Origin of the sequence: Nonomuraea montanisoli (assembly GCF_013363975.1) — a bacterium.
Lineage (GTDB): Bacteria > Actinomycetota > Actinomycetes > Streptosporangiales > Streptosporangiaceae > Nonomuraea > Nonomuraea montanisoli.
In genome coordinates, this window is sequence record NZ_JABWGN010000003.1 from 201984 (window position 1) to 224768 (window position 22785).

Here is a 22785-nt window from a genome sequence, read left to right on the forward strand (position 1 = left end):
GCGGGGTCAGCCCGTGAGGTGGCCGTGCAGCCGCACGCGGGCCAGGCCCCCGTCGGGGTGGATGTCGACCCGTACGTGCGTGACGGGGCCGGCGTGGGCGAGACGGAAGCGGTGCGGCGTGTCCGGCTGGAGCCGCGTCCGGGGCAGCAGCTCGACCTCGCGCTCGCCGTCCAGGCCGGTGAGGGTCACGGCGGCGGGGGCGTTGAAGACGAGGTTCGTGGTGTCGATCTCGGCGAGCCGGATGACGCCCCGCCCGGCCAGCCGGATGACCAGCCACTCGTTGCCCTCCTCGCGGCGGCGGGCGGTCTCCCAGCCCTCCGCCTGGTGGCGGGCCAGGCCGGGGGCGATGACGTTGTTGGGCGAGGAGTAGAAGGCGTTGGAGCAGGCGGTGACCAGGCCGCCGTTGTGCAGCGCGGCCAGGTCGAGGCTCAGGCCGTCGTACACCGACAGGTCGGGCCGCGCCTCGCCGTGGACCCGCAGCCGGGCGATGCCGCCGTCGGGGAACATGGACAGCCGTACGTGCGTGTAGCGGGCGTCGTCGGCGACCTCCACGGGGTGCTCGGCGTCGCCGCGCAGGGGGATCCTGGGCACGATCTCGCTCCAGCGGGCGTCGAGCAGTTCGGCGGGCGACGGGTGACCGTCGAGGGCCGCCGCCTCGACCGAGGCGTGAGTGGGGTGGTTGCCGGTGAACCAGGCCGTGTCGATCACCACGCCGCGCACGGCGCCGGGCAGGCCGAGCCGGACGATCGCCCAGTCGTGCCCCGGCTCGCGCCGCCGCCGCGTCTCCCAGCCGTCGTACACCTGGCCCTTGTGGCCGAAGGTCTCGGGCCGGAACGCGGGCCGGCCGGGCCTGATGAGGCTCTCCTTCTCGGCGAACGACTCGTCGCTGGCGGCGATGACGGAGCCGCCCAGGGTGCGCAGCGCCAGGTCGGGCAGCGTGGTGAAGCCGGCGGTCGGCCGTTCGGGCGCCATCTACGTATCTCCCAGCAGGAAGGTGCCGTGCGGCTCGCCGTCGACGGGCCGGCCGCGCAGCCACGTGGTGAGCACCGCGCCCCGCAGGGTGCGGCCGTGGTACGGGGTGACGGGGTTGCGGTGGTGGAGGGCGCGGGCGTCCACGGGGTTGGCCGCGTCCGGGTCGAAGGCCACCAGGTCGGCGTCGTTCCCGGGCTCGACGGCGCCCTTGCGCGGGATGCCGGCGATCGCGGCGGGGCGGGTGGACATCCAGCGGGCCACGTCCGCCGGCCCGTACCCCCTGCGTGACGCCTCCGTCCACACGGCGGGCAGCCCGAGCTGGAGCGAGGCGACGCCGCCCCAGGCGGCGGCGAAATCGGGCACCTTGAGGTCGGCGGTGGACGGCGAGTGGTCGGAGACGACGCAGTCGAGGACGCCGCGCGCCAGGCCGTCCCAGAGCAGGTCGCGGTTGGCCCCGTCGCGGATCGGCGGGCAGCACTTGAAGCTCGTGTCGCCCTCCGGCACCTGCTCGGCCGCCAGCGTGAGGTAGTGGGGGCACGTCTCGGCCGTGACCGGCACGCCCCGGGCGCGGGCCTCCTCCAGCGGTTCGAGGCAGGCGGCGCTGGAGACGTGCAGGACGTGGACCCTGGCCCCGGTCTCCTCGGCCAGCCGGATCACCAGCTCGACGGCGCTGCGCTCGGCCGCGCCGGGCCGCGACTCCAGGAACTCCCGGTAGCTGGGCCCGGCCGGCTCGGCCAGCAGCGCCGGGTCCTCGGCGTGCACCACCAGGAGCCCGCCGAACCCGGCGATCTCCGCCATCGCCCGCCGCGCCTCCTCCGGCCGCAGCGGCGGGAACTCCTCCACCCCCGAGGGCGACAGGAAGCACTTGAAGCCGCGCACGCCGCGCTCGTGCAGCGGCCGCAGGTGCTCCACGTTGCCGGGCACGGCGCCGCCCCAGAACGCGGTGTCCACGTGGCAGCGGCCCTGCGCGGCGCGCAGCTTGGCGTCCAGGGCGTCGGGCGTGACGGTGGGCGGGACTGAGTTGAGCGGCATGTCCACGATCGTGGTGACGCCCCCGGCCGCCGCCGCCCGGGTCGCCGACGCGAACCCCTCCCAGTGGGCGCGGCCGGGCTCGTTCACGTGGACGTGGGTGTCGACCAGGCCGGGCAGGAGGGGCAGGGCGCGCAGGTCGACGTCCTCGGCGGTCTCCAGGGGCGCCTCGTAGGGGTGCAGGGCCGCGATCCGCCCGTCGCGCACGGCCACGGCGGCGGGCCGCTCGCCCTCGGGCGTGACCACCCGCCGCGACCGCACGACCAGATCGAACATGCCCGCTCCCTTCGTCTCCACGGGTGTGCGCCGACCCTGACGCCGCGTCTCAGCCCTGTCTCAGCCGTGTCTCAGAGGCGGTCGGCGGCCAGGCGGGCCGCCAACCGCTCCAGGAGGGCGGCGGCGTCGGCCATGCAGCGCTCCGGGTCGGGCTCCAGGTCGGTCAGCGCGTACGCGGCCTCGATGCCCGCCGCCCGGAGCTCGTCGTCGGAGAGCGTGCGCCGGCCGCACACGGCGACCACCGGGACGCCCGCCTTGGCCGCCGCCTGGGCGACCCCGATCGGGGCCTTGCCCCGCAGCGACTGCTCGTCCAGCGACCCCTCCCCCGTGATCACCAGCCGCGCGCCCCGCACCAGCTCGTTGAAGCCGAGCAGGTCGAGCAGGTAGTCGATCCCCGGGCGGATCTCCGCGCCGAGGAAGGCCAGTGCGGCGAAGCCGGCCCCGCCCGCCGCGCCGGCGCCGGGCGCGCCCGCGACGCCCATGGGGCGCGGCGTGCCGTCGTGCTCGACCGCGCCGACGAGCCCGTGCGTGCGGGTGGCCACGGCGGCCAGCCTGGTCAGGGCCGCCTCCAGCAGCTTGACCTCGGCCGGGTTGGCGCCCTTCTGCGGCCCGTAGACGGCGGCGGCGCCGTGGGGGCCGAGGAGGGGGTTGTCCACGTCACTGGCCACCACGAACTCGATGCCCGAGACGTCGGCGAAGCCGCTGATGTCGATGCGGTCGAGGGCGGTGAGCGCCGCCCCGCCGGGCTCCAGCTCCTTGCCGTCCGCGTCGAGGAACCGCGCGCCGAGGGCCCGCGCCAGGCCCGCTCCCCCGTCGGTGGAGGCGCTGCCGCCCAGGCCGAGCACGATCCGCCGGGCGCCGCGGGCGACGGCGTCGGCGATCAGCTCGCCGGTGCCGTGGCTGGTGGCGGTGAGCGGCTCGTGCCCGCCGGGCAGGCGGCGCAGCCCGGACGCCTCGGACAGCTCGACCACGGCGGTCGGGCGGCCCTCGTCCGGCGGGCCGGAGGGGGTGCCGGTGGGGTGCCAGGCGTAGGAGGCCCGCACGGGCAGGCCGGTGGGTCCGCTCACCTCCAGCGTGACCCGGGTGAAGCCGCAGGCCACCACCGCGTCGACCGTGCCGTCGCCGCCGTCGGCCACCGGCAGCTCCACCGCCGGTACGCCCAGCCCCGCCGCCACCCTGGCGGCCACCTCCGCGGCCGTCAGCGACCCCTTGAACTTGTCCGGGGCGACAAGCACGTGCTCAACCACTGCGAACTCCCACGCGACGACGAACGTTGCCCGGCCACCCCGCCGCGTCCCGCGGGCGGGCGCGGCGTGCCGGCGTGGGACTCATCATCACATCTCCCATGTCGGCGCCCCACGTCTCCCACCATGTCAGGGCGCTACGCGAGGTCCGCCCCGCGTTCCCGCGCCAGCCGCCTCAGGCGCCGCCCCGCCCGCACCCCCGCCTCCCCGGCCACGTCCTGGGGGACGGTCCTCAGCTCGTCGTCCGCCACGACGGTCTCCCCGCCCACGAGCAGGAGGGCCAGCGGCGGCTGCGCGGAGGCCAGCACCAGGGCGCACACCGGGTCGTTCACCGCCGCGGCGAACGGCCCGTCCACCCGCCACAGCGCGATGTCGGCCAGCTTGCCCGGCTCCAGCGTGCCGAGCTCGCGTTCGCGGCCGAGGTTGCGGGCCCCGCCGAGCGTGGCGAGCTCCAGCGCCTGGCGGGCGGTGAGCGCCGTGGGCCCGTTCACCGCCCGCTGGAACAGCAGGGCCTGCCGCATCTCCCCGGCCAGCCCGGTCAGCTCGGCGGAGGCGCTGCCGTCCACGCCGAGACCGACGTTGGCGCCGCGCCGCAGCATCTCGGACACCCGGGCGACGCCCGCGCCGAGCCGCCCGTTGGACGACGGGCAGTGCGCGGTGCCGGTGCCGGTCGCGGCGAACCGGCCGATGTCGGCGTCGTTCAGATGCACGGCGTGCGCCACCCACACGTCGTCGCCGAGCCAGCCGAGCTCCTCCATGTACTCGACCGGCCGCACGCCCGTCTGCTTCAGGCAGAGCTCCTCCTCGTCCAGCGTCTCGGCCAGGTGGGTGTGCAGGCGCACGCCCTTGGACCTGGCCAGCTCCGCCGCGCCGGTCATGAGGTCGGAGCTGACGGAGAACGGCGAGCACGGCGCGACCGCGACGCGCAGCTTCGAGGAGAACGACGGGTCGTGGTAGGCGTCGACGGCCTCCGCGGTGGCGTCGAGGATGGCCTCCAGCGGCTCGACCACCTCGTCGGGCGGCAGCCCGCCCCTCGACCGGCCGCGGTCCATGGAGCCGCGCGACGGGTGGAAGCGCAGCCCGACCGCGCGGGCTGCCTCGATCTCGGCGGCCAGCAGGTCGCCCCGGCCCCGGGGGAAGAGGTAGTGGTGGTCGCTGGAGGTCGTGCAGCCCGACAGGGCGAGGTGCCCGAGTCCGGCCGTGGCGGCGCCGTGGACGACCTCGGCGTCCATGGCCGCCCACACGGGGTAGAGCGCCACCAGCCACTCGAACAGCGTCGCGTCCTGGGCCAGCCCCTGCGAGGCCCACTGGTACAGGTGGTGGTGCGTGTTGACGAGCCCGGGTGTGGCCAGGCAGCCGGAGCCGTCGACGCGGGTCGCGCCGGGCGCGTCGGGGACCTCGCTCATGGGGCCGACGGCGGCGATCCGGTCGCCGTCCACCAGGACGTACCCGGAGCTGACCTCGGGCCCGGCGACGGGGGCGACGCAGGCGTTCTCGATGAGCAGCCCGCTCACGCGCCCGCCTCTCCCCGCGCCCGCGCCGGGTCCGCCTTGCGTTCCGCCGCGAGGCGGACGGCGTCGAGGATCTTCTCGTAGCCGGTGCAGCGGCACAGGTTGCCCGCCAGGGCCTCGCGGATCTCCGCGTCGGAGGGCCGCGCGACACGGCTCAGCAGGTCGTGCGCCTGCACGAGCAGCCCGGGCGTGCAGAAGCCGCACTGGACGGCCCCGCACTCCATGAACGCCTCCTGGACCGGGTCCAGCCGCCCGCCCTCGGCCAGCCCCTCGACGGTGCGCACGCGGCGGCCCTGGGCCTGTCCGGCGGCGACCAGGCAGGCGCAGACCGGCGTGCCGTCGAGGTAGACCGTGCAGGAGCCGCACTCGCCCTGCTCGCAGGCGTTCTTGGAGCCGGGCAGGCCCAGCCGCTCGCGCAGCACGTACAGCAGGCTCTCGCCCTCCCAGACGTCGTCGGCGCTCTCCTCGCGGCCGTTGACGGTGAACGTGACGCGCATCAGGCGGCCCTCCTTCCCCGGTGGTCGTCCCAGGCCCAGGTCAGCGTGCGGCGGGCCATCACGGCGACGGCGTGCCTGCGGTAGGCGGCGGTGCCGCGCACGTCGTCGATCGGCGCGGCGGCGGCCGCGCACAGCTCGCCGAACCGCCGCAGGAGCCCGGCGTCGAGGGCGGCGTCCCAGTCGAGGTCGAGGGCGGCGTCCCAGTCGAGCTCGCGGCTCAGGAAGTCCTCGGCCTCCAGCGCCCGCAGCGGCGTGGGCGCGGCCGAGCCGATGCCGGTGCCCACCCGCCGCTCCTCCGGGTGCAGCGCCAGCGCGAACGAGCAGACCGCGATGACCATGGCGTTGCGGGTGCCGACCTTGGAGAAGTACTGCGGCCCGGCGGCCACCGGGATCCGCACGGCCCGGATCAGCTCGTCCGGCTCGAGCGCGGGCCGTTTGACGCCCAGGTAGAAGGCGTGCGCCGGGATCGTCCTGAGGCCCCGCTCGCGCGACTCGACCTCGACGGCGGCGCCGGCGGCCAGCAGCGGCGGGTGGCTGTCGCCCGCGGGCGAGGCCGCGCCCAGGTTGCCGCCGACCGTGCCGCGGTTGCGGATCTGCGGCGAGCCGACGGTCCGCGACGCCTGCGCCAGTCCCGGCAGCGCGCCGCCCAGCTCGTCGATCACGGTCGCGTACGTCACGCCCGCGCCGAGCCGGCACACGCCGCCGGTCACGGACCACTCCCGCAGCTCCGCCACCCCGGTCAGGTCCAGCAGCGCCTCGGGCCTGCGCACGTCGAAGTTGATCTCGACCATCACGTCGGTGCCGCCCTGCAGGGGCAGGGCGCCGGGCCGCTCGGCCCGGGCGGCCAGCGCCTCCTGCCACGTCGTCGGGCGCAAGAAGTCCATCGCTACTCCCAGGCGAATCCGGGGCCGGGCGCGTCGTCCCGCAGCACGGCGCCCTCGATGAGGCCGTAGGGGCGGTCGGCGGCGTTGAAGACCTCGTTGTCGTTGTCGAGGCCGAACGGCGACAGGTCCACGGCGACGTGGTGCCGGTTCGGCAGCACCAGCCTGACCTCGCAGATCTCGGGGCAGTCCGCCAGGGCGCGCTCGCCCATCGCGTACAGGGTCTGCTGGAGCGAGAGGCTGTGCGTCCCGGCGAACGCCTCCACCAGGCGCTCGCGCACGCGGGCGTAGGAGTCGCCGTAGGAGGGGGTGTCGCCGGCGTGCCGCCACCGGGCGTGGACGGCGGTGGCCAGCACGCGGTCGGTGGCGGGCGGCAGCGTGGTGTACTCGTCCACCGCGTAGCCGTGGAACTCCGAGCCCGTCGTGTTGAGCAGGACGAGGTCCTTCAGCCCCGACACGACGCTGACGCGGCCGTCGCGGTCGTGGTGGACGACGCAGGTGCGCACCTCGCCGCCCCGGCGCGTGAACGAGTGGCCGGTGACGGGGACCCGGTCCCAGGCGTACTCCTCGATCTCCACCCGGGCGTGGTGGACGGCCGGCTGGGAGGTGGTGAAGTGGCGGGCCAGCAGCAGCGCGAAGTCCTCGATCTGGTCCACCCCGTGCTTCCTGGCGAAGGCGTACACGGTGTTCTTCTGCGTGTCGGTGGGCAGCACGGCGGTGTTGTCGCCGGTCAGGTGGACGGCCTCCATGGCGCCCGACAGGGAGGTGCTGACGTTGAGGTCCTTGAGGTGGTGGGTCTCGCCGTCCCTGGTGACGCGGACGAGCCTGGTCTCCGCCTTGCCGTAGCGGTTGGGCCCCAGGATGATCGCCATCTAGCTCCCTCGGTAGGTGGAGTACGCGTACGGGCTGAGCAGCAGCGGCACGTGGTGGTGCGCCGAGGGGTCGGTGACGGTGAAGGCGACGACGACCTCCGGGTAGAAGGTGTCGGCCAGGTAGCCGCCGGTGTCGAAGACGACGCGGTTGACGCCGGCCCCGGGGGTCCAGCCCTTGAGGCGGCCGTCCTCGTCGGTGCGGCCCTCGCCCAGCACCCGGCCGTCGTGCTCCAGCCGGACGAGCAGCCCGGCGGCGGGCCGGCCGGTGACCGCGTCGAGGACGTGGGTGGAGAAGCTCATCGGGTCGTCCCTCCCGTCAGGAGACTCATGGCGTCTCCCCCAGCAGCTTGCGGATCCGCAGGCGGGTGATCTTCGCCAGCTCGCCGCGGACGACGGCCCGCTCGTCCTCCGGGTCGTTGCCCAGGCGTCCGCGCAGCCGGGCCAGCAGCTCGGCGCCGCTCAGGCCGGCGGCGCAGACCAGGTAGACGTGGCCGAAACGGTCCTCGTAGGCGCGGTTGCCCTCGGCGAGCTCCCGCCGCGTCCCCTCCTCGACCCCGGCCTGCTCCTGGCGCGACCAGGCGGCCTCCCGGCCCGCGCCCTCCGGGCGCTCGCCGATGCGCGGGTGGGCCGCCAGCGCCTCCAGCACGTCCGGCCAGTCCAGCCCGCGCACGGCGGCCCCGGCCGCCTCCAGGAGCCGTTCCGGGTCCTCGTACGGGCGGCCGGCGGCGACGGCCGCGGCGAACGCGCGGGACGCGCAGCAGGTCAGCAGCAGCCGCCGCGCCTCGGCGTCCGGCGCCGCGTCGAACCGGGCCAGCGCGGTGAGCGTCTCGGGCATGCCAGCAGTACACACATGCCCCTCATTCCCGGTCCATCCCCGAGAACTCCGAACCGCGCCACCCGTTGGCCAGCTCTTTTCGTGGCATGCTCCAAGGCGTGTGCGCGGCGGGAACGGTCGGCCGTCCCGCCTAAACTGGGGGCACCATGACCTCACGCTCTCTCATCGGCGGGCACGTCTCCGTCACCGGCGGCCTGGCCAAGGGCGGCCTCGCCTACATGGCCGACATCGGCGCCGAGATGATCCAGGTGTTCGTCACCAACCCCCGCGGCTGGGCGCTGGCCGAGGGCAGGCCCGACCAGGACGCCAAGCTGGCCGAGTCGGGCGTCGACACCTTCGTGCACGTGCCGTACCTCGTGAACTTCGGCTCGCCCAACCCCGAGACGCTGGCCAACTCGATCGCGGTCCTGCGCCACACGCTGCGGCGCGGCGCGGCGATCGGCGCCAAGGGGGTCGTGGTCCACACCGGCTCGGCGGTGTCGCAGCCGCGCGACGACGCCATGAGCCAGCTCCACGAGCACCTGCTGCCGCTGCTGGACGAGATCCCCGACGGCGGGCCCGACGTGCTGCTGGAGCCGATGGCCGGGCAGGGCGCGATGCTGTGCGCCACGGTCCAGGACATCGAGCCGTACCTCGCGGCGCTCGACTGGCACCCGCGGGCCGGGATCTGCCTCGACACCTGCCACGCCTTCGCCGCCGGCCACGACCTCACCGGCGAGGAGGAGCTGCGGGAGACGTTCGACCTGCTGCACAAGCTGGCCGAGGGGCGGCTCAAGCTGATCCACGCCAACGACTCCAAGGACGCGTGCGGCTCCAAGAAGGACCGCCACGAGAACATCGGGGCCGGGCTGATCGGCAGCGCGCCGTTCGCCGCGCTGATGCGCCATCCGGCGGTGGCCGGCGTGCCGATCTGCATCGAGACCCCGGGCAAGGCCGACAAGCACCGGGCCGACATCGAGCTGCTGAAGAGCCTGCGCGACGGCGGCTGATCCTCCTGGGGCCGAGGGCTCGTGTGGGGCGCCCGCTAGCGCGATCCAGCGCCCCCGATTGGCGGATCGCGGCCAGAGGCTCGCGGCCCCCTGGCGGGCGCCCCTACACGTGGCCGGCGGACGGGCCCTACCCCCCGGCAAGGGCCCGGCGGCCGTGGTGACCTCGACGGTCACCGGTGGATCCGGCGCATCAGGCGTGCGGTGAGCCCCCCGGCTCGTCCCCCGATGCGCCGGGATGTTGTCCGATGGCGAAACACTACGGTCGCGATCTTCCGCCCGACACCCGCTTTCCGCATGCCTCGATGAACGGTCCGTAGTCATCGCCATACGGAGCGTGTCCGACGGACGAGCGGTCGTCCTGGCGCGACGAGCGGTCATCCAAGGGGCTCGCGCTCCGGCGCCAGGGGCGTGAACGGCGCACGGGCGGAGCGGCGACGCGCGGGCACGGCCGATCGCCGGCGGACGACCGGGTCTTGACCAGGCACAATCACGGCGTGACGGCACGCGCGGGCAGGCAGCGGGGGGCGCAGGCGCGGGCGCGGCGGCCATGCCTTTCACACCCGCCGGCCCCGTACGCGAGCACGCCGCACACACCCCCACACGCCCGCGTCGAACGCCTCGCCGGCGCCGAAGACGCGGCCCGGGACGCCCGGGGGTCCGGACGCGCCGTTCGCGCCCCGGCGACCCGCGCGGCCGGGCCAGGACGCCGCCGGAGGGGGGCGGCTAGCCGCCCCGGTGCTGGTGGACGAGCTGCTCCCGCACCTGGCGGCTGTGGCGGCGGCTGACCTTCAGGGTCTCGGTGCCGACGGTCAGCGTCACCCGGCCGCCCTCGAAGCGCATCTCGCTCACGTGCCGCGACGACACGAGCGTGCTGCGGTGGACCCGGATGAAGCCCGCCTCGGCCCAGCGCCGCTCCAGCGCGGCCAGCGACATGCGGACGAGGTAGCTGCCGTCCACCGTGTGCAGCCGCACGTAGTCGCCCTTGGCTTCGGCGAACCAGATCGCCTGCTGGGGCACGAACCGGGTGATGCCGCCCAGCTCGACCGGGATCACGTCGTCGTGGCCGGGGTCGACCACGGGGACGGCGGCGGCCTGGAGCCGGCGGACGGCCTCCGACAGGCGCTCGGCGCGCACCGGTTTGAGGAGGTAGTCGACGGCCTCCAGCTCGAACGCCTGCACCGCGCACCGCTCGTGGGCGGTGACGAAGACGAGCTTGGGCGGGCTCGGGAAGCCGCCGACCAGGCGGGCCAGGTCGAGCCCGCTCAGCCCGGGCATCTCGATGTCGAGGAACACCCCGTCGAGCCGGTCGCCCGCCCCGATCATCTGGACCATGTCCTGGAGGGCGGCGACGCCGTCGGACGCGGTCAGCACCTGCTCGACACGGACGTCCTGGCGGAGCAGGTATGCCAGCTCCTCCAGTGCGGGCGGTTCGTCGTCGACGGCCAGGAGACGCAGCATGACATCTACGCTGACGCAAGAACGCCAAGGTCACAAGCGATACGCAAACCCAGAGTAAAGATCTGGCCACAATCAGCCATATCGCGGCCCGGGTTACGGGGGCCCTTCGCCCGGCTCCTCCTGATAGGAGTAGCGCTGCTCCCGCCAGGGGTCGGCCACGTTGTGGTAGCCGCGCTCCTCCCAGAAGCCGCGCCGATCCTCTAACAGGTACTCCACCGCCCGGACCCACTTCACGCTCTTCCACGCGTACAGGTGGGGCACGACCAGGCGCACCGGGAAGCCGCGCTCGGCGCTGAGCGGGCTGCCGTCGAGCTCCATCGCGAACAGCGTGCCGTCGGCGGTGAAGTCGGACATCCGGATGTTGGCGCCGTAGCCGTACTCGGCCCAGATCATCACGTGCCGCACGCCGGGGTCGGGCGGCGCGGCCGCGATGATGGCGGCCGGGCTCACGCCGCACCACTCGTTGCCCATGATCGACCACTTGGTGACGCAGTGGAAGTCGGCGAGCACGGTGGTGCGGGGCAGCCGCTCGAACTCGGGCCAGGTGACGCAGTGCTCCTCGCCGGAGGCGGTGGCGCCGAAGACGCGGAAGTCCCAGCTCTCCGGCTTGAAGGCGGGCACCCTGCCGTAGTGGATCACGGGCCGGCCGCGCGGGACGTACTGGCCTGGCGGCAGGCGCGACTGCTCCACGGGCACTCCCCTCGCACGGTCTCGTGGTCCGGAGCCATCCTCCCACCGGCCCGCGGGTGACCCGCGCCCGGGTGCGGTCCCTCTTCCCCAGCGGTGCGCTAGTATTGCGGCCTATGCGCACCGCGTTCCTGTTTTGGTATGGCGACGGACCCGAGTCCGTTCGCCATCTGACGCTGCGCTAGCAGACAGGCGAACGAAAGGCCCCGGGTCCTCACAGGACCCGGGGCCTTTCGTGTTTTCCGGAAGTTTTCCCAGTTCCCCGACAAGAGCACTTCTCTGACAAGGAGCGAGCAGATGGTCATCGTGATGGGCCCGGAGGCCACGCGGGAGGACGTCGAGTCGATCGTGACGGTCGTTCAGGCGGCCGGGGTCGAGGCGTTCGTGAGCCGGGGCGTGCGGCGCACGATCGTCGGCCTGGTCGGCGACGTCACCCAGCTCGACGCCGCGGGCCTGCGCGGCATGAGCGGCGTACGGGACGTGATGCGCGTGTCGACCCCGTACAAGCTGGTCAGCAGGGAGAACCACCCGCAGCGCTCGACCGTCCACGTGGGCGGCGTGCCGATCGGGCCCGAGACCGTGACGCTGATCGCGGGCCCGTGCGCGGTGGAGACGCCCGAGCAGACGCTGGGCGCGGCCCGGATGGCGCAGGCGGCGGGAGCGACGCTGCTGCGCGGCGGCGCCTACAAGCCGCGCACGTCGCCGTACGCCTTCCAGGGGCTCGGCGAGCGGGGCCTGCAGATCCTGGCCGACGTGCGGGAGGAGACGGGCCTGCCGATCGTGACCGAGGTGGTCGACGCCCACGACGTGGCGCTCGTCGCCTCCTACGCCGACATGCTCCAGGTCGGCACGCGCAACGCGCAGAACTTCGGGCTGCTCCAGGCCGTGGGCGAGGCCGGCAAGCCGGTGATGCTCAAGCGCGGCATGAGCGCCACGATCGAGGAGTGGCTCATGGCCGCCGAGTACATCGCGCAGCGCGGCAACCTCGACATCGTGCTGTGCGAGCGGGGCATCCGCACCTTCGAGACCGCCACCCGCAACACGCTGGACGTCTCGGCCGTGCCGGTCGCGCAGCGCCTGTCGCACCTGCCGGTGCTCGTGGACCCGTCGCACTCGGGCGGGCGGCGCGACCTGGTGCTGCCGCTCACGCGCGCGGCCGTGGCCGTGGGCGCCGACGGCGTGATCATCGACGTGCACCCGCAGCCGGAGCTCGCGCTGTGCGACGGCCCACAGGCGCTGGTGGACGGTGACCTGGACGAGCTGGCCGCGGTCATGCGGGACCTGCCGCCGCTGCTCGGCAAGTCGGCCGCGGCGCCGCTGACCGTCTGACCATCCCCCTCCGCCCCCCTCCGGCGCCTCACCGGCGCCGCACCGCTCCGCCGCCTCACCACTCGCCACGAGCGATCCTCTCCCGGTACGGCAGGCCCCGCCACCAGCGGGCACGCGCCGTACCGGCCCCCGGGACACGGCCCGGCTAGAGGGTGTACTCCTGGATGGAGTCGGCGAGCTGGACGATCAGCTCCTCGGCGTCGAGGCGCTTCTCGATCTGCTTGAGGTCCTCGATCTTGGCCCGGGTCTCGGCCCGCTTGGGGGCGAGGAGGCTGCAGCAGTCCTCGTCGGGCAGCTCGGAGATCTCCAGCGTGCCGATGCGCCGCGCCTCGGCCATGATCTCCGTCTTGTCCCAGCCGACCAGCGGGCGCAGGATCGGCAGCTCGACGGCGTGGTCCTGGGCGGTGATGTTGGCCAGCGTCTGCGAGGAGACCTGGCCCAGCGCGTCGCCCGTGATCAGCGCCGCGGCGCGGATGCGGTGGGCGACCTCCTCGGCCGTCTTGAGCATGAGCCGCCGCTGGGCGATGACCGCGAGCCGGTCCTGGCCGGAGGTGCGGATCGACTGCTGCGCCTTGCCGAACGGCACCACCCACAGCCGCGACTGGCTCTGGAACCGGTCGAGCTTGCGCACCAGCGCGTACGCCTTGTAGATCGACTCGGAGGTGGTGAACGGGATGCCGGAGAAGTGCAGGAAGTCCACGTGCAGGCCGCGCCGCATCATGCGGTAGGCCGCCACGGGCGAGTCGATGCCGCCCGACATGAGCACGAGCGCCCGGCCGCTGCTGCCGACCGGCAGGCCGCCCTGCCCCGGCAGCCCGCCGGTGAAGACGAACACCTCGTCGCGGTCGACCTCGATGTGCACCGTCAGCTCGGGCCGCTTGAGGTCGACCGGCAGGCCGTACTCGTCGTTGATGGCGCCGCCGACGAGCCGGTCGAGCTCGTTGGAGCGCAGCGGGAAGCGCTTGTCGCGGCGGCGGGAGCGCACGGCGAACGGCGCGCGGCGCCGCACCTCGTCGGTGTCGCGCACCAGCTCCAGGCCGGCCTTGAGCACGGTGTCGGGGTCCTTGGCCACGCGCCAGGCCGGGTGGATCCACACCAGCCCGGGGACGTCGGCGACGCGCCGGGCGACGGCCTCGGCCTGCTCGGGGGTGGACCCCGTGGGCAGGAAGATCGCGATGACGCCGTGCCGCTTGCGCACGTCGAGCTCCAGGCCGAGCTCCTTCAGGGCGTGGCGGATGTTGGCGATCAGGCGCCGCTCGAACAGCTCGCGGTTCTTGCCCTTGAGGACGATCTCGCCCAGCTTGAGCAGAACGCAGGGCTCGCCCAGGGCGGACATCGTCATGGTGGAACCTCCGGGGAAGACAGGGACGCGCACCGCGGTCACCACCGCGACCCATCGAGTTTAGTCCGCCGCCGGCCCCGTCACTTCGGCCGACGGCAGGTGTGAGGGGTTCTCATGTTCTCCGACACGCCCGGTTGACAGATAGTCGGGGTATCCATGCGAATAGGACAGGACAACTGGCACAATCCGGTGACCCCTAATGCAAGGAACCTCACCGAATGTCTTCCGCTGTTAACCACTTCACCCATGGGCTCATCACGCCGGTCCTGGCCTACGTGATGTCGTGCATGGGCTCGATGCTCGGACTGCGGCTGACCGCCCAGGCCCGCGCCTCGCGCGGGGCCTCGCGGATGCGCTGGCTGCTCGGGGCGGCCGTCTCCATCGGAGGCACGGGCATCTGGGTCATGCACTTCATCGCCATGATGGGCTTCCAGGTCGAGGGCACCCAGATCAGGTTCGACGTGCCCCTCACCGCCGCCTCGGCCGCGGTCGCCATCGTGGTCGTCGGCACCGGCCTGTTCCTCGTCTCGTACGGCCGCGGCCGGGTGCTCGCGCTGCTCGGCGGCGGCCTGCTGACCGGTCTCGGCGTGGCGAGCATGCACTACCTCGGCATGTACGCCATGAACATGTCCGCGCACGTCTCCTACGACCGCACCACCGTGATCGCCTCCGTGGTCATCGCCGTGGTGGCCGCCACCGCCGCCCTGTGGTTCACCGTGCGGGTCACCCGCCCGGTCTGGATCGCCGGCGCCGCGCTGATCATGGGTGTGGCCGTCTCCGGCATGCACTACACCGGCATGTACGCGCTGCAGGTCACGGTCGACCCCGAGCCGGGTGTCGTGGCCGGCGCCGACGCGCTGGACTTCCTGGTGCCCCTCATGACCGTGATCAGCCTGATCACGCTGACCATGCTGCTCATGGTCATCCTGTCGCCCTCCGAGCAGGAGATGAGCGAGGACGCCGAGCTCACGCGCAAGCTGGAGATGCAGCGGCGCACCCGGCAGCAGCTCACCGAGACCTCGCTCGCCGAGGCCACGCCCCTCGCCACCGGCCGGCGCGCGCAGCGGGGGCCGGTGTTCGCCGCCCCCGTCCCCGACCAGCCCTCCCCCTCCGACGCCTACGGCCCCGGCCCCTCCGCGCCCGGCGCCTTCACCCCGGGGACGCAGCGGACGCCGTACTCCGGCCAGCCGTATCCCGACGGCCAGGCGGCGCCCGGCCAGAACGCCCCCGTCATCCCCTTCCCCGGCCAGCCCGGCACGCAGCACCAGCAGGGCGGCCAGGGTCCGGCCCCTCAGCAGCAGCAATCCGGAAAGAGATCACGATCTCGCCGTAGGTAGTTGATTTCGGTCGGTCCGAGCCCCGATACTCCAGGAATTGCCGAGGGGGCTCATGTCGCCGATCGACCAGTTCTCGTACGGGTTGCTCACGCCCGTCCTGGCCTACGCCATGTCCAGCGTCGGCTCCCTGCTCGGCCTGCTGCTCACCGCCCGGGCCCGCCTGATCGGCGGCAAGGAGGGCCGGTACTGGCTGGTGGGGGCCGCGCTGGCCATCGGCGGCACCGGCATCTGGACCATGCACTTCATCGCGATGATGGGCTTCGCCGTGGACGGCACGGACATCCACTACGACCTGCCGCTGACCGCCGCCTCCGCCCTGCTCGCCGTCGTGGTGGTGGGCATGGGGCTGTTCCTCGTCTTCCACGGCGGCGAACGCGTCTCGTCCCTCGTCGGCGGCGGCGTGCTCACCGGGCTCGGCGTGGCCGGCATGCACTACCTGGGCATGGCGGGGATGCGCATGGCCGGTCACGTCTCCTACGACCCGGTGGTCGTGGGGCTGTCGGTGGTGATCGCGGTCGCGGCGGCGACGGCCGCGCTGTGGTTCGCGCTGCGCGTCCGGGGCGCCCTGCGCACGACCGGCGCGGCCCTGGTCATGGGCGTGGCCGTGTCCGGGATGCACTACACCGGCATGTACGCCATGGCCGTGCAAGTGCACTCCGACGAGACGCCCGTCGGGGGCGCCGCGGCGGGCGACTTCCTGCTGCCGCTCGTCGTGGGCCTGAGCGTGGTGACCGTGGGACTGCTGCTGGCCGTGCTGCTGTCGCCGTCGGAGCGGGAGGTGCTCGCCGAGATGAAGTTCCGGGAGCGCATGCTGAGAAGTGAAGGGGGCGCGCCGGAACAGGATTCGTTCGGCACGCCCCGTGGATGACGCCACCCCCGTGGGACGTCCCCTGGGTACGGCTCGCGTCACGTAGTGGGCCGCCAACTCGCCGCGGCGCAAGCCGTACCCGGAGGGGGTCGTCGATGACCCCCTGGCAGCGAAGGTACGGCCCGCCGCTTGCAGGCGGCTTACAGGCCGCCGAAGGAGCCGCTAGCCGAAGAACACCTCCGCCTCGGCGTACCGCTGCACCGGGACGGTCTTGAGCTCGGAGGTGGCCTCGTCGAGGCTGACGCGCACGATGTCGGTGCCGCGCAGCGCGACCATGGTGCCGAAGTCGCCCTCGTGGGCGGCGTCGATGGCCTGGAGCCCGAACCTGGTGGCCAGCACCCGGTCGAACGCGGTGGGCGTGCCGCCGCGCTGGATGTGGCCGAGCACGGTCGTGCGCGCCTCCTTGCCGGTGCGCTTCTCGATCTCCTTGGCCAGCACCTCGCCGATGCCGCCCAGCCGTACGTGGCCGAACGCGTCGAGCTCGCCGGCCTGCAGCGCCATCTGCCCCTCGAGGGGATGCGCGCCCTCGGCGACCACGAGGATCGGCGAGTAGCGGGTGCGGAAGCGCGACTCGACGTACTCGCAGACCCGGTCGATGTCGAACGGTTTCTCCGGGATGAGGATGACGTTCGCGCCGCCCGCCATGCCGGCGTGCAGCGCGATCCACCCGGCGTGGCGGCCCATGACCTCGCAGATCAGCGCCCGGTGGTGGGACTCGGCGGTCGTGTGGAGCCGGTCGATGGCCTCGGTGGCGATGTTGACGGCCGTGTCGAAGCCGAAGGTGTAGTCGGTGCCGGACAGGTCGTTGTCGATCGTCTTGGGCACGCCCACGACCTTGACGCCGCGCTCGAACAACTGGCGGGCGACGCCCAGCGTGTCCTCGCCGCCGATGGCGATGAGCGCGTCGACGCCGCCCGAGGCGAGATTGTCCTTGATGCGGTCGACGCCGCCCTCGATCTTGATGGGGTTGGTGCGCGAGGATCCGAGGATCGTGCCGCCGCGCGGCAGGATGCCCCGTACGGCCTGGATGTCCAGCGGCATGGTGTCGCCCTCGAGCGGCCCGCGCCAGCCGTCGCGGAATCCGACGAATTCGTGTCCGTAGACGCTCACGCCCTTGCGGACGACGGCCCTGATGACGGCGTTGAGACCGGGGCAGTCGCCCCCTCCGGTGAGCACTCCAATACGCATGGCGGGTTCCTCCCGATGGGCTTCACACGACCAGGATCGCATTGTGCCCACATCCGCGGGCACTGGTCTAGACCAAACGGGAGCGTACTGATCGGCGACCGGCGCGGCGCGGAATTCCACGAGCGTGTCGGCCCTTCCGGCGAGCCGGAGGGGGCTTCGCGCCCATACCTGCCACCCCAGGTCATGCCCGTGCCGGGCGCTGACCGAAACCCCGCACCGGACGGCATCATGCGCACGATGAGGATCAGGCATTCGTCATGAGACGACGGTGGACGGCCACGGCGCGTTGGTGGCGGTGTGCGTGAAGGCCATGGGTGCGCGCGGCTAGAGCGGTGGCAGGCGTTCGCTGTAGAGCCAGGACATGAAGAAGGCGTCCAGCGGCTCGGCCGTGTAGCGGGCGGCGAGCTCGGTGAAGCGACCGGTCGTGACGACGCCGTGGCGATAGACCTCGGTCCATTCGCGCAACACCGACCGGAACGCGGGATCGCCGAGCACGCGGCGCAGGGCGTGCAGGGTGAGCGCGCCCCGCTTGTAGACGCGGTCGTCGAACAGCCGCTTCACCCCGGGGTCCGCCAGCGTGAAATCGAGCGGTCCGGCCGCGAGCCTGGCATGCCAGCGCCTGGCGTGGGCTTCGGCGCTCTCCCCGCCGGACTCCTCCGACCAGAGCCATTCCGCGTAGGCCGCGAAGCCCTCGTGCAGCCAGATGTCACGCCAGTGGGCCAGCGTGAGGCTGTTGCCGAACCACTGGTGCGCCAGCTCGTGCGCGACCAGCCGCTCCTCCCCCAGGAGGTTGGCGCCGAAGATCGACATGCCCTGCGCCTCGACGGGGATCTCCAGGTCGTCCTCGGTCACGACCACGACGTACTCCTCGAACGGGTAGCGCCCGAACCAGTCGGTGAACACCCGCATCATGAGATCCTGGCGGCCCAGGGCGAGCCGGGCGCGGGTCAGCGACTCGGCAGGCGCCGCCACCCGCTGCGGCACCTCTCCCGGCAGGTCGGCGACCTGGTAGCGGCCGATCTGCGCGCTCGCGAGGTACGAGGCCATCGGCGCGCGCTCACGGAACTCCCACGTCGTGCGGGAGCCCGCCCGGCGGGTGGACACCAGCCTCCCGTTGCACACGACCGTGTACGGCGACGGCGTCGTCACCGCGATCCGGTAGGTCGCCTTGGCGGACGGCCGGTCGTTGCACGGGAACCACGACGGGGCGCCGATCGGCTGACCGGCCACGATCGCGCCGTCCTCCAGCTGGTCCCAGCCGAGCCCGCCCCAAGGGCTGGGCACGGGCCGCGGATTGCCCGAGTAGCGGACCTCCAGCGTGAACTCCCGGCCCTCCGCCAGCCAGCGGCCCGGGATGACGCGCAGCTTCTGACCGCGGAGCGTGTGCCTGGCCCGTTCCCCGTTCACGAGCACCTGCCCGACGTTGAACGGCCCGAAGTCCAGCAGCACCTGGTTCAGCGGCTCGGCCGCCACCGCGACGAGCCGGGCGGTGCCGGCCAGCCGGTTGGGGCCCGGCCGGTAGTCCAGTTCGAGGTCGTAGTGCTTGACGTCGTATCCGTCATCGCCGTGGTCGGGGAAGTAGCGGGTGCCCGGTGCCACTGTCCTCCCATCGACGCCGCTCATGCGGCCTTGTGCCAGACGGCCACCGGGTTGCCGTACCACCGGGTCCGCGCGGGCAGCGACTCACCCCGCATCACCAGGGACGCGGGGCCGATCGTGGTGTTGCTCCCGACCGTGGCCGCGGGCAGCACCACCCCGTGCGGGCCGAGCGTGGATCCCTCAGCCAGCTCGACTGTATCGATGCTCATGACGCGATCATGGAACAGGTGGGTCTGAAGCACGCAGCCCCGGTTGACCGAGGTACCGTCACCCAGGCTGACCAGGTCGATCTCCGGCAGCCAGTACGTCTCGCACCACACGCCGCGGCCGACCTCGGCGCCGAGCGCGCGCAGCCAGGCGTTGAGCGCCGCCGTACCGAGCCACGGGGTGGCGAACCAGGGCGCGGCGAGCACCTCGATGAAGTTGTCCGCCAGCTCGTTGCGCCACACGAACGAGCTCCACAGCGGCCGGTCGCCCGCCCGGATCCTGCCCATGAGCGCCCATTTGGCGGCCACCGCCACCGCGGCCGCGACGAACCCGGCACCGGCCAGCACGACGCCGCCGAGCAGCGCGGCGACGCCGAATCCCGCCACGCCCGCGATCCACATGAGCGTCATGACCACGAGCGTGGCCAGCCCGGCCGTCGCAATCGCGGGGACCACCCGGCACGCCTCGACCAGGGCGCGAGCCACCTTGAGGCGGCGCGGCGGGTCGTAGGTGCGGCTGGTGTCGCCGCTCTGGGCGGTCCTGCGCAGCTTCACCGGCGGCATCCCCAGGTAGGACGATCCGGCCTTGGCCTTCTTCGGGGCCGCCGACAGCACGCCGACCAGCCCGTCCTTGGGCACCTTGCGGCCGGGCGCGGTCATGCCCGAGTTGCCGACGAACGCCCGCTTGCCGATCCGCACATGGTCGATGCGCATCCAGCCGCCCGCCAGCTCGTACGGCGCGACCTTGGTGTCGTCGGCCAGGAACGCGCCGTCGCCCACGACGGTCATCGACGGCAGCGCGAGCACCGTGGACAGCTCGACGTCGCGCCCCACCGTCATGCCCAGCGCCCGCAGCCACAGCGGCGTGATCGCGCTGGCGTACAGCGGGAACAGCCACACCCGGGCCATCGCCATCAGCCGCTCGGTCGCCCACGCCTGCCATGCCGTACGGCTGTGCACGGGGTAGGTGCCGGAGCGGAGTCCGATCGCCAGCGACCGCACGGACACCAGCAGCAGCAACGCCATCGACACCATCGACGCCACGGTGGCCGGCGGCACGCCGGCCGGCCCCATCGAGACCACGATGGCCAGTCCGGGGAGCGCCGCGATCGCCGGGATCATGCTCAGCACCAGCGCCGACAGGCCGTAGAACACGCTCCAGCGGCGGTGGCGGGCCGGCCGCTCGGCCGAGCGTGCCGTCGCCTTGCCCCTGCGCACGGCCGGCGCGCCCGCCCAGCGCTGCCCGCCGGGGACGGGACCGTTCACCGAGGAGCCGGGAGCGATCTGGGCGTTCTTCCCGATGCGGGCGCCGGGCAGCAGGGTCGAGCGGGCGCCCACGGTGGCCCCGGCCCCCACCCTGATCTCGCCGATCCTGAGCAGATCGCCGTCCAGCCAGTAGCCCGACAGGTCGACCTCCGGCTCGACGGCCGCGGCCTTGCCCAGCCTGAGCATGCCGGTGATCGGCGGCAGCGTGTGCAGGTCGGCGTCCTGCCCGACCTGCGCGCCGAGCGCCCTGGCGTAGTAGGTGATCCACGGCGCGGCGGCCAGGCCGCCGACGCCGAGCCCCGCCGCCAGCTGCTCGGCGAACCACAGGCGCAGATGCGTGGCGCCCCCGCGCGGATATGTGCCGGGCCGCAGGCCGCGCAGCAGCAGCCGGGCCGCGCCGGCCGCCAGTGCGAGCCGCCCGAACGGCATCAGGAACAGCAGCACGCCCGCGACGACCCACCACCACGAGACGGCGGTGACCCCGGCGAGGTTGCCCAGCGCGGCCGCCCCGGTGACCCAGGGCATGGCGCGCACCGTCAGCAGCGGCACCATCAGCGCCGTCTGGAGCAGCGCGGCCCGGCGCGGCATCGGGGTCACCTTGCGGTCGGTCGCCGTGGGCGCCTCGAGCGCTTCCAGCCGTGTCGTCAGGCCCCTGAGCGTCGGGTGATCGTACAGATCGGTGACCGCGACGGCCGGATACCGCGTGCGCAGCAGCGACACCAGCCTGGCCGCCGCGAGACTGGTGCCGCCGGAGGTGAAGAAGTCCGCCTCCGGCCCGCTGACCTGGTCGCCGAGCACCTCCTGCCACTGCTCGGCGAGCCAGCGTTGCGTGCCGTCGAGCTCTGTGCCGTCGGGGCGCGTCGGGGTGTCGCCGGCGATCGGCCAGGGCAGCGCGTCCCTGTCGATCTTCCCCGACGTGCGGGTGGGCAGGTGGTCCACGATCGCCAGGCGCGGCACGAGCGCGGCCGGAAGCACGGCGCCGAGCTGCTCCCGCGCCCGCGCGAGATCGAACTCGTCCGTCACCACGAGATAGCCCACCAGAAGCTGGTGGCCCGACCTGGTCGTCCTGACCGCGGCCGCCCCGCCTCCGACTCCGGGCAGAGCCTGCAGCGCCGCGTCGACCTCGCCCAGCTCGATGCGGCGCCCGCCGAGCTTGATCTGCTCGTCGGCCCGTCCCACGAAGACGAGGCCCTCGGGGTCGGCCACGACCAGGTCACCGGTGCGGTAGGCGCGCCCCCAACCGAGCGATGCGAGCGGCGCGTACTTCTCCCTGTCCTTGTCGGCATCGAGGTATCGGGCCAGTCCGACGCCCCCGATGACCAGCTCGCCGGTCTCCCCCATCGCCACGGGCCGGCCATCGGCGCCCACGACGGCGAGGTCCCAGCCGGTCAACGGCAGACCGATCCTGACGGGTTCGTCCTTGCGGAGCGGCGCGGCGCAGGCCACCACGGTGGCCTCGGTCGGCCCGTAGGTGTTCCACACCTCGCGGCCCTCGACACTGAGGCGCTCGGCCAGCTCGGGCGGGCAGGCCTCGCCGCCGAAGATCAGCAGCCGGACGTCCGCGAGCGTCTCGACCGGCCACAGAGCCGCCAGCGTCGGTACGGTCGACACCACCGTGATCTCGCGCTCGACCAGCCAGGGCCCCAGGTCCATCCCGGTACGCACGAGCGCTCGCGGAGCGGGCACGAGGCAGGCGCCATGGCGCCAGGCCAGCCACATCTCCTCGCACGAGGCGTCGAAGGCGACCGACAATCCGGCCAGGACGCGGTCACCCGGCCCGATCGGATCGCTCCGGAGGAAGAGCCCCGCCTCGGCGTCCACGAACGCGGCGGCGCTGCGATGGCTGACCGCGACGCCCTTGGGCTTGCCCGTCGACCCGGACGTGAAGATGATCCAGGCGTCGTCGTCCGGCAGCGGCGGCCGGGCTCGGGAGTCGGTCGGCCGGCGCACGGTCAGCGAGCGGTGCGCGCCGACGACCGCGCAGACGCCGGCCTCGTCGAACACGAGCTCGGCCCGCTCGTCCGGGTCGTCCGCGTCCACGGGGACATAGGCGGCCCCGGCCGCCAGGATCCCTAAGACGGCGACATAAAGATCCACCGTGCCGGACGGCACGCGGACGCCGACCCGCTCCCCCGGCCCGATCCCCGCCTCACCGAGCGTGTCGGCGAGGTACGCCACCTCTTTGCTCAGCTGCGCGTAGTCGAGAGCGGTCACACCGTCATCGAGCGCGGGCGCGTCAGGGTGCGTCCCGGCCGTCTGTTTCAGGATGTCCACCAGTGTTCTGGCGGGCGGTGTCGCGGCTTCGGACAGGAAGACGGCGTTCGCCACCAAGGCTCACCTCACACGTCGACGATGCGGGCCCTGGTCGACGACTCGTACGCGTCGCAGCCCCTCGCGGC

Annotated in this window: 19 protein-coding genes; 4 read left to right on the forward strand and 15 right to left on the reverse strand. The window is 73.4% G+C overall.

What is annotated here, in order from left to right:
- Nucleotides 1-6: 6 nt before the first annotated feature.
- The 9 genes from alc to uraD all read right to left on the reverse strand — a co-directional run bounded on the left by alc (nt 7) and on the right by uraD (nt 8117).
- Nucleotides 7-972 carry an allantoicase gene (alc, locus tag HTZ77_RS07830; protein WP_175588800.1) on the reverse strand — a complete coding sequence of 322 codons (966 nt, stop codon included), beginning with the start codon at nt 970-972 and terminating at the stop codon, nt 7-9.
- Nucleotides 973-2277 (reverse strand): allantoinase AllB, encoded by a 1305-nt coding sequence (gene allB, locus HTZ77_RS07835; RefSeq protein WP_175588801.1) that lies wholly within the window; start codon nt 2275-2277, stop codon nt 973-975.
- 71 nt (nt 2278-2348) lie between these two features.
- Entirely contained in the window at nt 2349-3524 is a 1176-nt protein-coding gene (locus HTZ77_RS07840; protein ID WP_328808475.1) for a glycerate kinase, read from the reverse strand.
- 134 nt (nt 3525-3658) lie between these two features.
- Nucleotides 3659-5035 carry an 8-oxoguanine deaminase gene (locus HTZ77_RS07845; RefSeq protein ID WP_175588802.1) on the reverse strand — a complete coding sequence of 459 codons (1377 nt, stop codon included), beginning with the start codon at nt 5033-5035 and terminating at the stop codon, nt 3659-3661.
- Complete coding sequence (locus HTZ77_RS07850) at nt 5032-5529, reverse strand: (2Fe-2S)-binding protein (protein WP_175588803.1); 498 nt, start codon at nt 5527-5529, stop codon at nt 5032-5034. Before HTZ77_RS07850 ends, HTZ77_RS07845 begins: the two co-directional genes overlap by 4 nt.
- Complete coding sequence (locus tag HTZ77_RS07855) at nt 5529-6413, reverse strand: FAD binding domain-containing protein (RefSeq protein ID WP_175588804.1); 885 nt, start codon at nt 6411-6413, stop codon at nt 5529-5531. Before HTZ77_RS07855 ends, HTZ77_RS07850 begins: the two co-directional genes overlap by 1 nt.
- 2 nt (nt 6414-6415) lie before the next feature.
- Entirely contained in the window at nt 6416-7282 is an 867-nt protein-coding gene (gene pucL / locus HTZ77_RS07860) for a factor-independent urate hydroxylase (RefSeq protein ID WP_175588805.1), read from the reverse strand.
- Nucleotides 7283-7582: a hydroxyisourate hydrolase gene (gene uraH, locus HTZ77_RS07865; protein ID WP_175588806.1), complete on the reverse strand. Its 300-nt coding sequence runs from the start codon at nt 7580-7582 to the stop codon at nt 7283-7285.
- 25 nt (nt 7583-7607) lie between these two features.
- A complete protein-coding gene (gene uraD / locus HTZ77_RS07870) occupies nt 7608-8117 on the reverse strand; it encodes a 2-oxo-4-hydroxy-4-carboxy-5-ureidoimidazoline decarboxylase (RefSeq protein ID WP_175588807.1) in 510 nt (169 codons plus the stop codon).
- A gap of 146 nt (nt 8118-8263) precedes the next feature.
- Between uraD and HTZ77_RS07875 the strand changes: the two genes are divergently transcribed.
- Nucleotides 8264-9106 (forward strand): deoxyribonuclease IV, encoded by an 843-nt coding sequence (locus HTZ77_RS07875; RefSeq protein ID WP_175588808.1) that lies wholly within the window; start codon nt 8264-8266, stop codon nt 9104-9106.
- Between the two features lie 723 nt (nt 9107-9829).
- Here the strand turns inward: HTZ77_RS07875 and HTZ77_RS07880 are convergent.
- Both HTZ77_RS07880 and HTZ77_RS07885 read right to left on the reverse strand, forming a co-directional pair.
- The gene (locus tag HTZ77_RS07880; RefSeq protein ID WP_175588809.1) at nt 9830-10564 is read right to left on the reverse strand and encodes a LytR/AlgR family response regulator transcription factor; all 735 of its coding nucleotides are present in this window, start codon (nt 10562-10564) and stop codon (nt 9830-9832) included.
- Nucleotides 10565-10657: 93 nt separating this feature from the next.
- Nucleotides 10658-11254, reverse strand: a complete 597-nt coding sequence (locus HTZ77_RS07885; protein ID WP_328808476.1) for a molybdopterin-dependent oxidoreductase — start codon at nt 11252-11254, stop codon at nt 10658-10660.
- Nucleotides 11255-11548: 294 nt separating this feature from the next.
- Here HTZ77_RS07885 and aroF point away from each other — a divergent pair, with 294 nt between their 5' ends.
- Complete coding sequence (gene aroF, locus HTZ77_RS07890) at nt 11549-12580, forward strand: 3-deoxy-7-phosphoheptulonate synthase (protein ID WP_175588811.1); 1032 nt, start codon at nt 11549-11551, stop codon at nt 12578-12580.
- A gap of 145 nt (nt 12581-12725) precedes the next feature.
- Here the strand turns inward: aroF and thiI are convergent, their stop codons facing one another.
- On the reverse strand, nt 12726-13922 hold the full coding sequence (thiI, locus tag HTZ77_RS07895; RefSeq protein ID WP_175588812.1) for a tRNA uracil 4-sulfurtransferase ThiI: 1197 nt from the start codon (nt 13920-13922) through the stop codon (nt 12726-12728).
- Between the two features lie 218 nt (nt 13923-14140).
- Here thiI and HTZ77_RS07900 point away from each other — a divergent pair, with 218 nt between their 5' ends.
- Together HTZ77_RS07900 and HTZ77_RS07905 are read left to right on the forward strand one after the other, a co-directional pair.
- Nucleotides 14141-15259, forward strand: coding sequence for an MHYT domain-containing protein (locus tag HTZ77_RS07900; RefSeq protein ID WP_205302295.1), 1119 nt, complete (start codon nt 14141-14143; stop codon nt 15257-15259).
- 37 nt (nt 15260-15296) lie between these two features.
- Nucleotides 15297-16127, forward strand: a complete 831-nt coding sequence (locus HTZ77_RS07905; protein WP_235994445.1) for an MHYT domain-containing protein — start codon at nt 15297-15299, stop codon at nt 16125-16127.
- A gap of 162 nt (nt 16128-16289) precedes the next feature.
- Here HTZ77_RS07905 and HTZ77_RS07910 read toward each other — a convergent pair whose 3' ends face one another.
- The 3 genes from HTZ77_RS07910 to HTZ77_RS07920 all read right to left on the reverse strand — a co-directional run bounded on the left by HTZ77_RS07910 (nt 16290) and on the right by HTZ77_RS07920 (nt 22714).
- Entirely contained in the window at nt 16290-17315 is a 1026-nt protein-coding gene (locus HTZ77_RS07910) for a 6-phosphofructokinase (protein ID WP_175588814.1), read from the reverse strand.
- A gap of 324 nt (nt 17316-17639) precedes the next feature.
- A complete protein-coding gene (locus tag HTZ77_RS07915; RefSeq protein ID WP_328808477.1) occupies nt 17640-18914 on the reverse strand; it encodes a M1 family metallopeptidase in 1275 nt (424 codons plus the stop codon).
- A gap of 20 nt (nt 18915-18934) precedes the next feature.
- Nucleotides 18935-22714, reverse strand: coding sequence for a Pls/PosA family non-ribosomal peptide synthetase (locus HTZ77_RS07920; protein ID WP_328808478.1), 3780 nt, complete (start codon nt 22712-22714; stop codon nt 18935-18937).
- Between the last annotated feature and the right edge of the window lie 71 nt (nt 22715-22785).

What these genes read in the sequence shown, in the direction of transcription:
- uraH (WP_175588806.1), bottom strand. Translation starts at nt 7,582, where the DNA reads ATGAGCTTCTCCACCCACGTCCTCGACGCGGTCACCGGCCGGCCCGCC.
- HTZ77_RS07910 (WP_175588814.1), bottom strand. Translation starts at nt 17,315, where the DNA reads ATGCGTATTGGAGTGCTCACCGGAGGGGGCGACTGCCCCGGTCTCAAC.
- HTZ77_RS07875 (WP_175588808.1), top strand. Translation starts at nt 8,264, where the DNA reads ATGACCTCACGCTCTCTCATCGGCGGGCACGTCTCCGTCACCGGCGGC.
- HTZ77_RS07900 (WP_205302295.1), top strand. Translation starts at nt 14,141, where the DNA reads ATGTCTTCCGCTGTTAACCACTTCACCCATGGGCTCATCACGCCGGTC.
- pucL (WP_175588805.1), bottom strand. Translation starts at nt 7,282, where the DNA reads ATGGCGATCATCCTGGGGCCCAACCGCTACGGCAAGGCGGAGACCAGG.
- allB (WP_175588801.1), bottom strand. Translation starts at nt 2,277, where the DNA reads ATGTTCGATCTGGTCGTGCGGTCGCGGCGGGTGGTCACGCCCGAGGGC.
- uraD (WP_175588807.1), bottom strand. Translation starts at nt 8,117, where the DNA reads ATGCCCGAGACGCTCACCGCGCTGGCCCGGTTCGACGCGGCGCCGGAC.
- HTZ77_RS07855 (WP_175588804.1), bottom strand. Translation starts at nt 6,413, where the DNA reads ATGGACTTCTTGCGCCCGACGACGTGGCAGGAGGCGCTGGCCGCCCGG.
- alc (WP_175588800.1), bottom strand. Translation starts at nt 972, where the DNA reads ATGGCGCCCGAACGGCCGACCGCCGGCTTCACCACGCTGCCCGACCTG.
- HTZ77_RS07850 (WP_175588803.1), bottom strand. Translation starts at nt 5,529, where the DNA reads ATGCGCGTCACGTTCACCGTCAACGGCCGCGAGGAGAGCGCCGACGAC.
- aroF (WP_175588811.1), top strand. Translation starts at nt 11,549, where the DNA reads ATGGTCATCGTGATGGGCCCGGAGGCCACGCGGGAGGACGTCGAGTCG.
- HTZ77_RS07880 (WP_175588809.1), bottom strand. Translation starts at nt 10,564, where the DNA reads ATGCTGCGTCTCCTGGCCGTCGACGACGAACCGCCCGCACTGGAGGAG.
- thiI (WP_175588812.1), bottom strand. Translation starts at nt 13,922, where the DNA reads ATGACGATGTCCGCCCTGGGCGAGCCCTGCGTTCTGCTCAAGCTGGGC.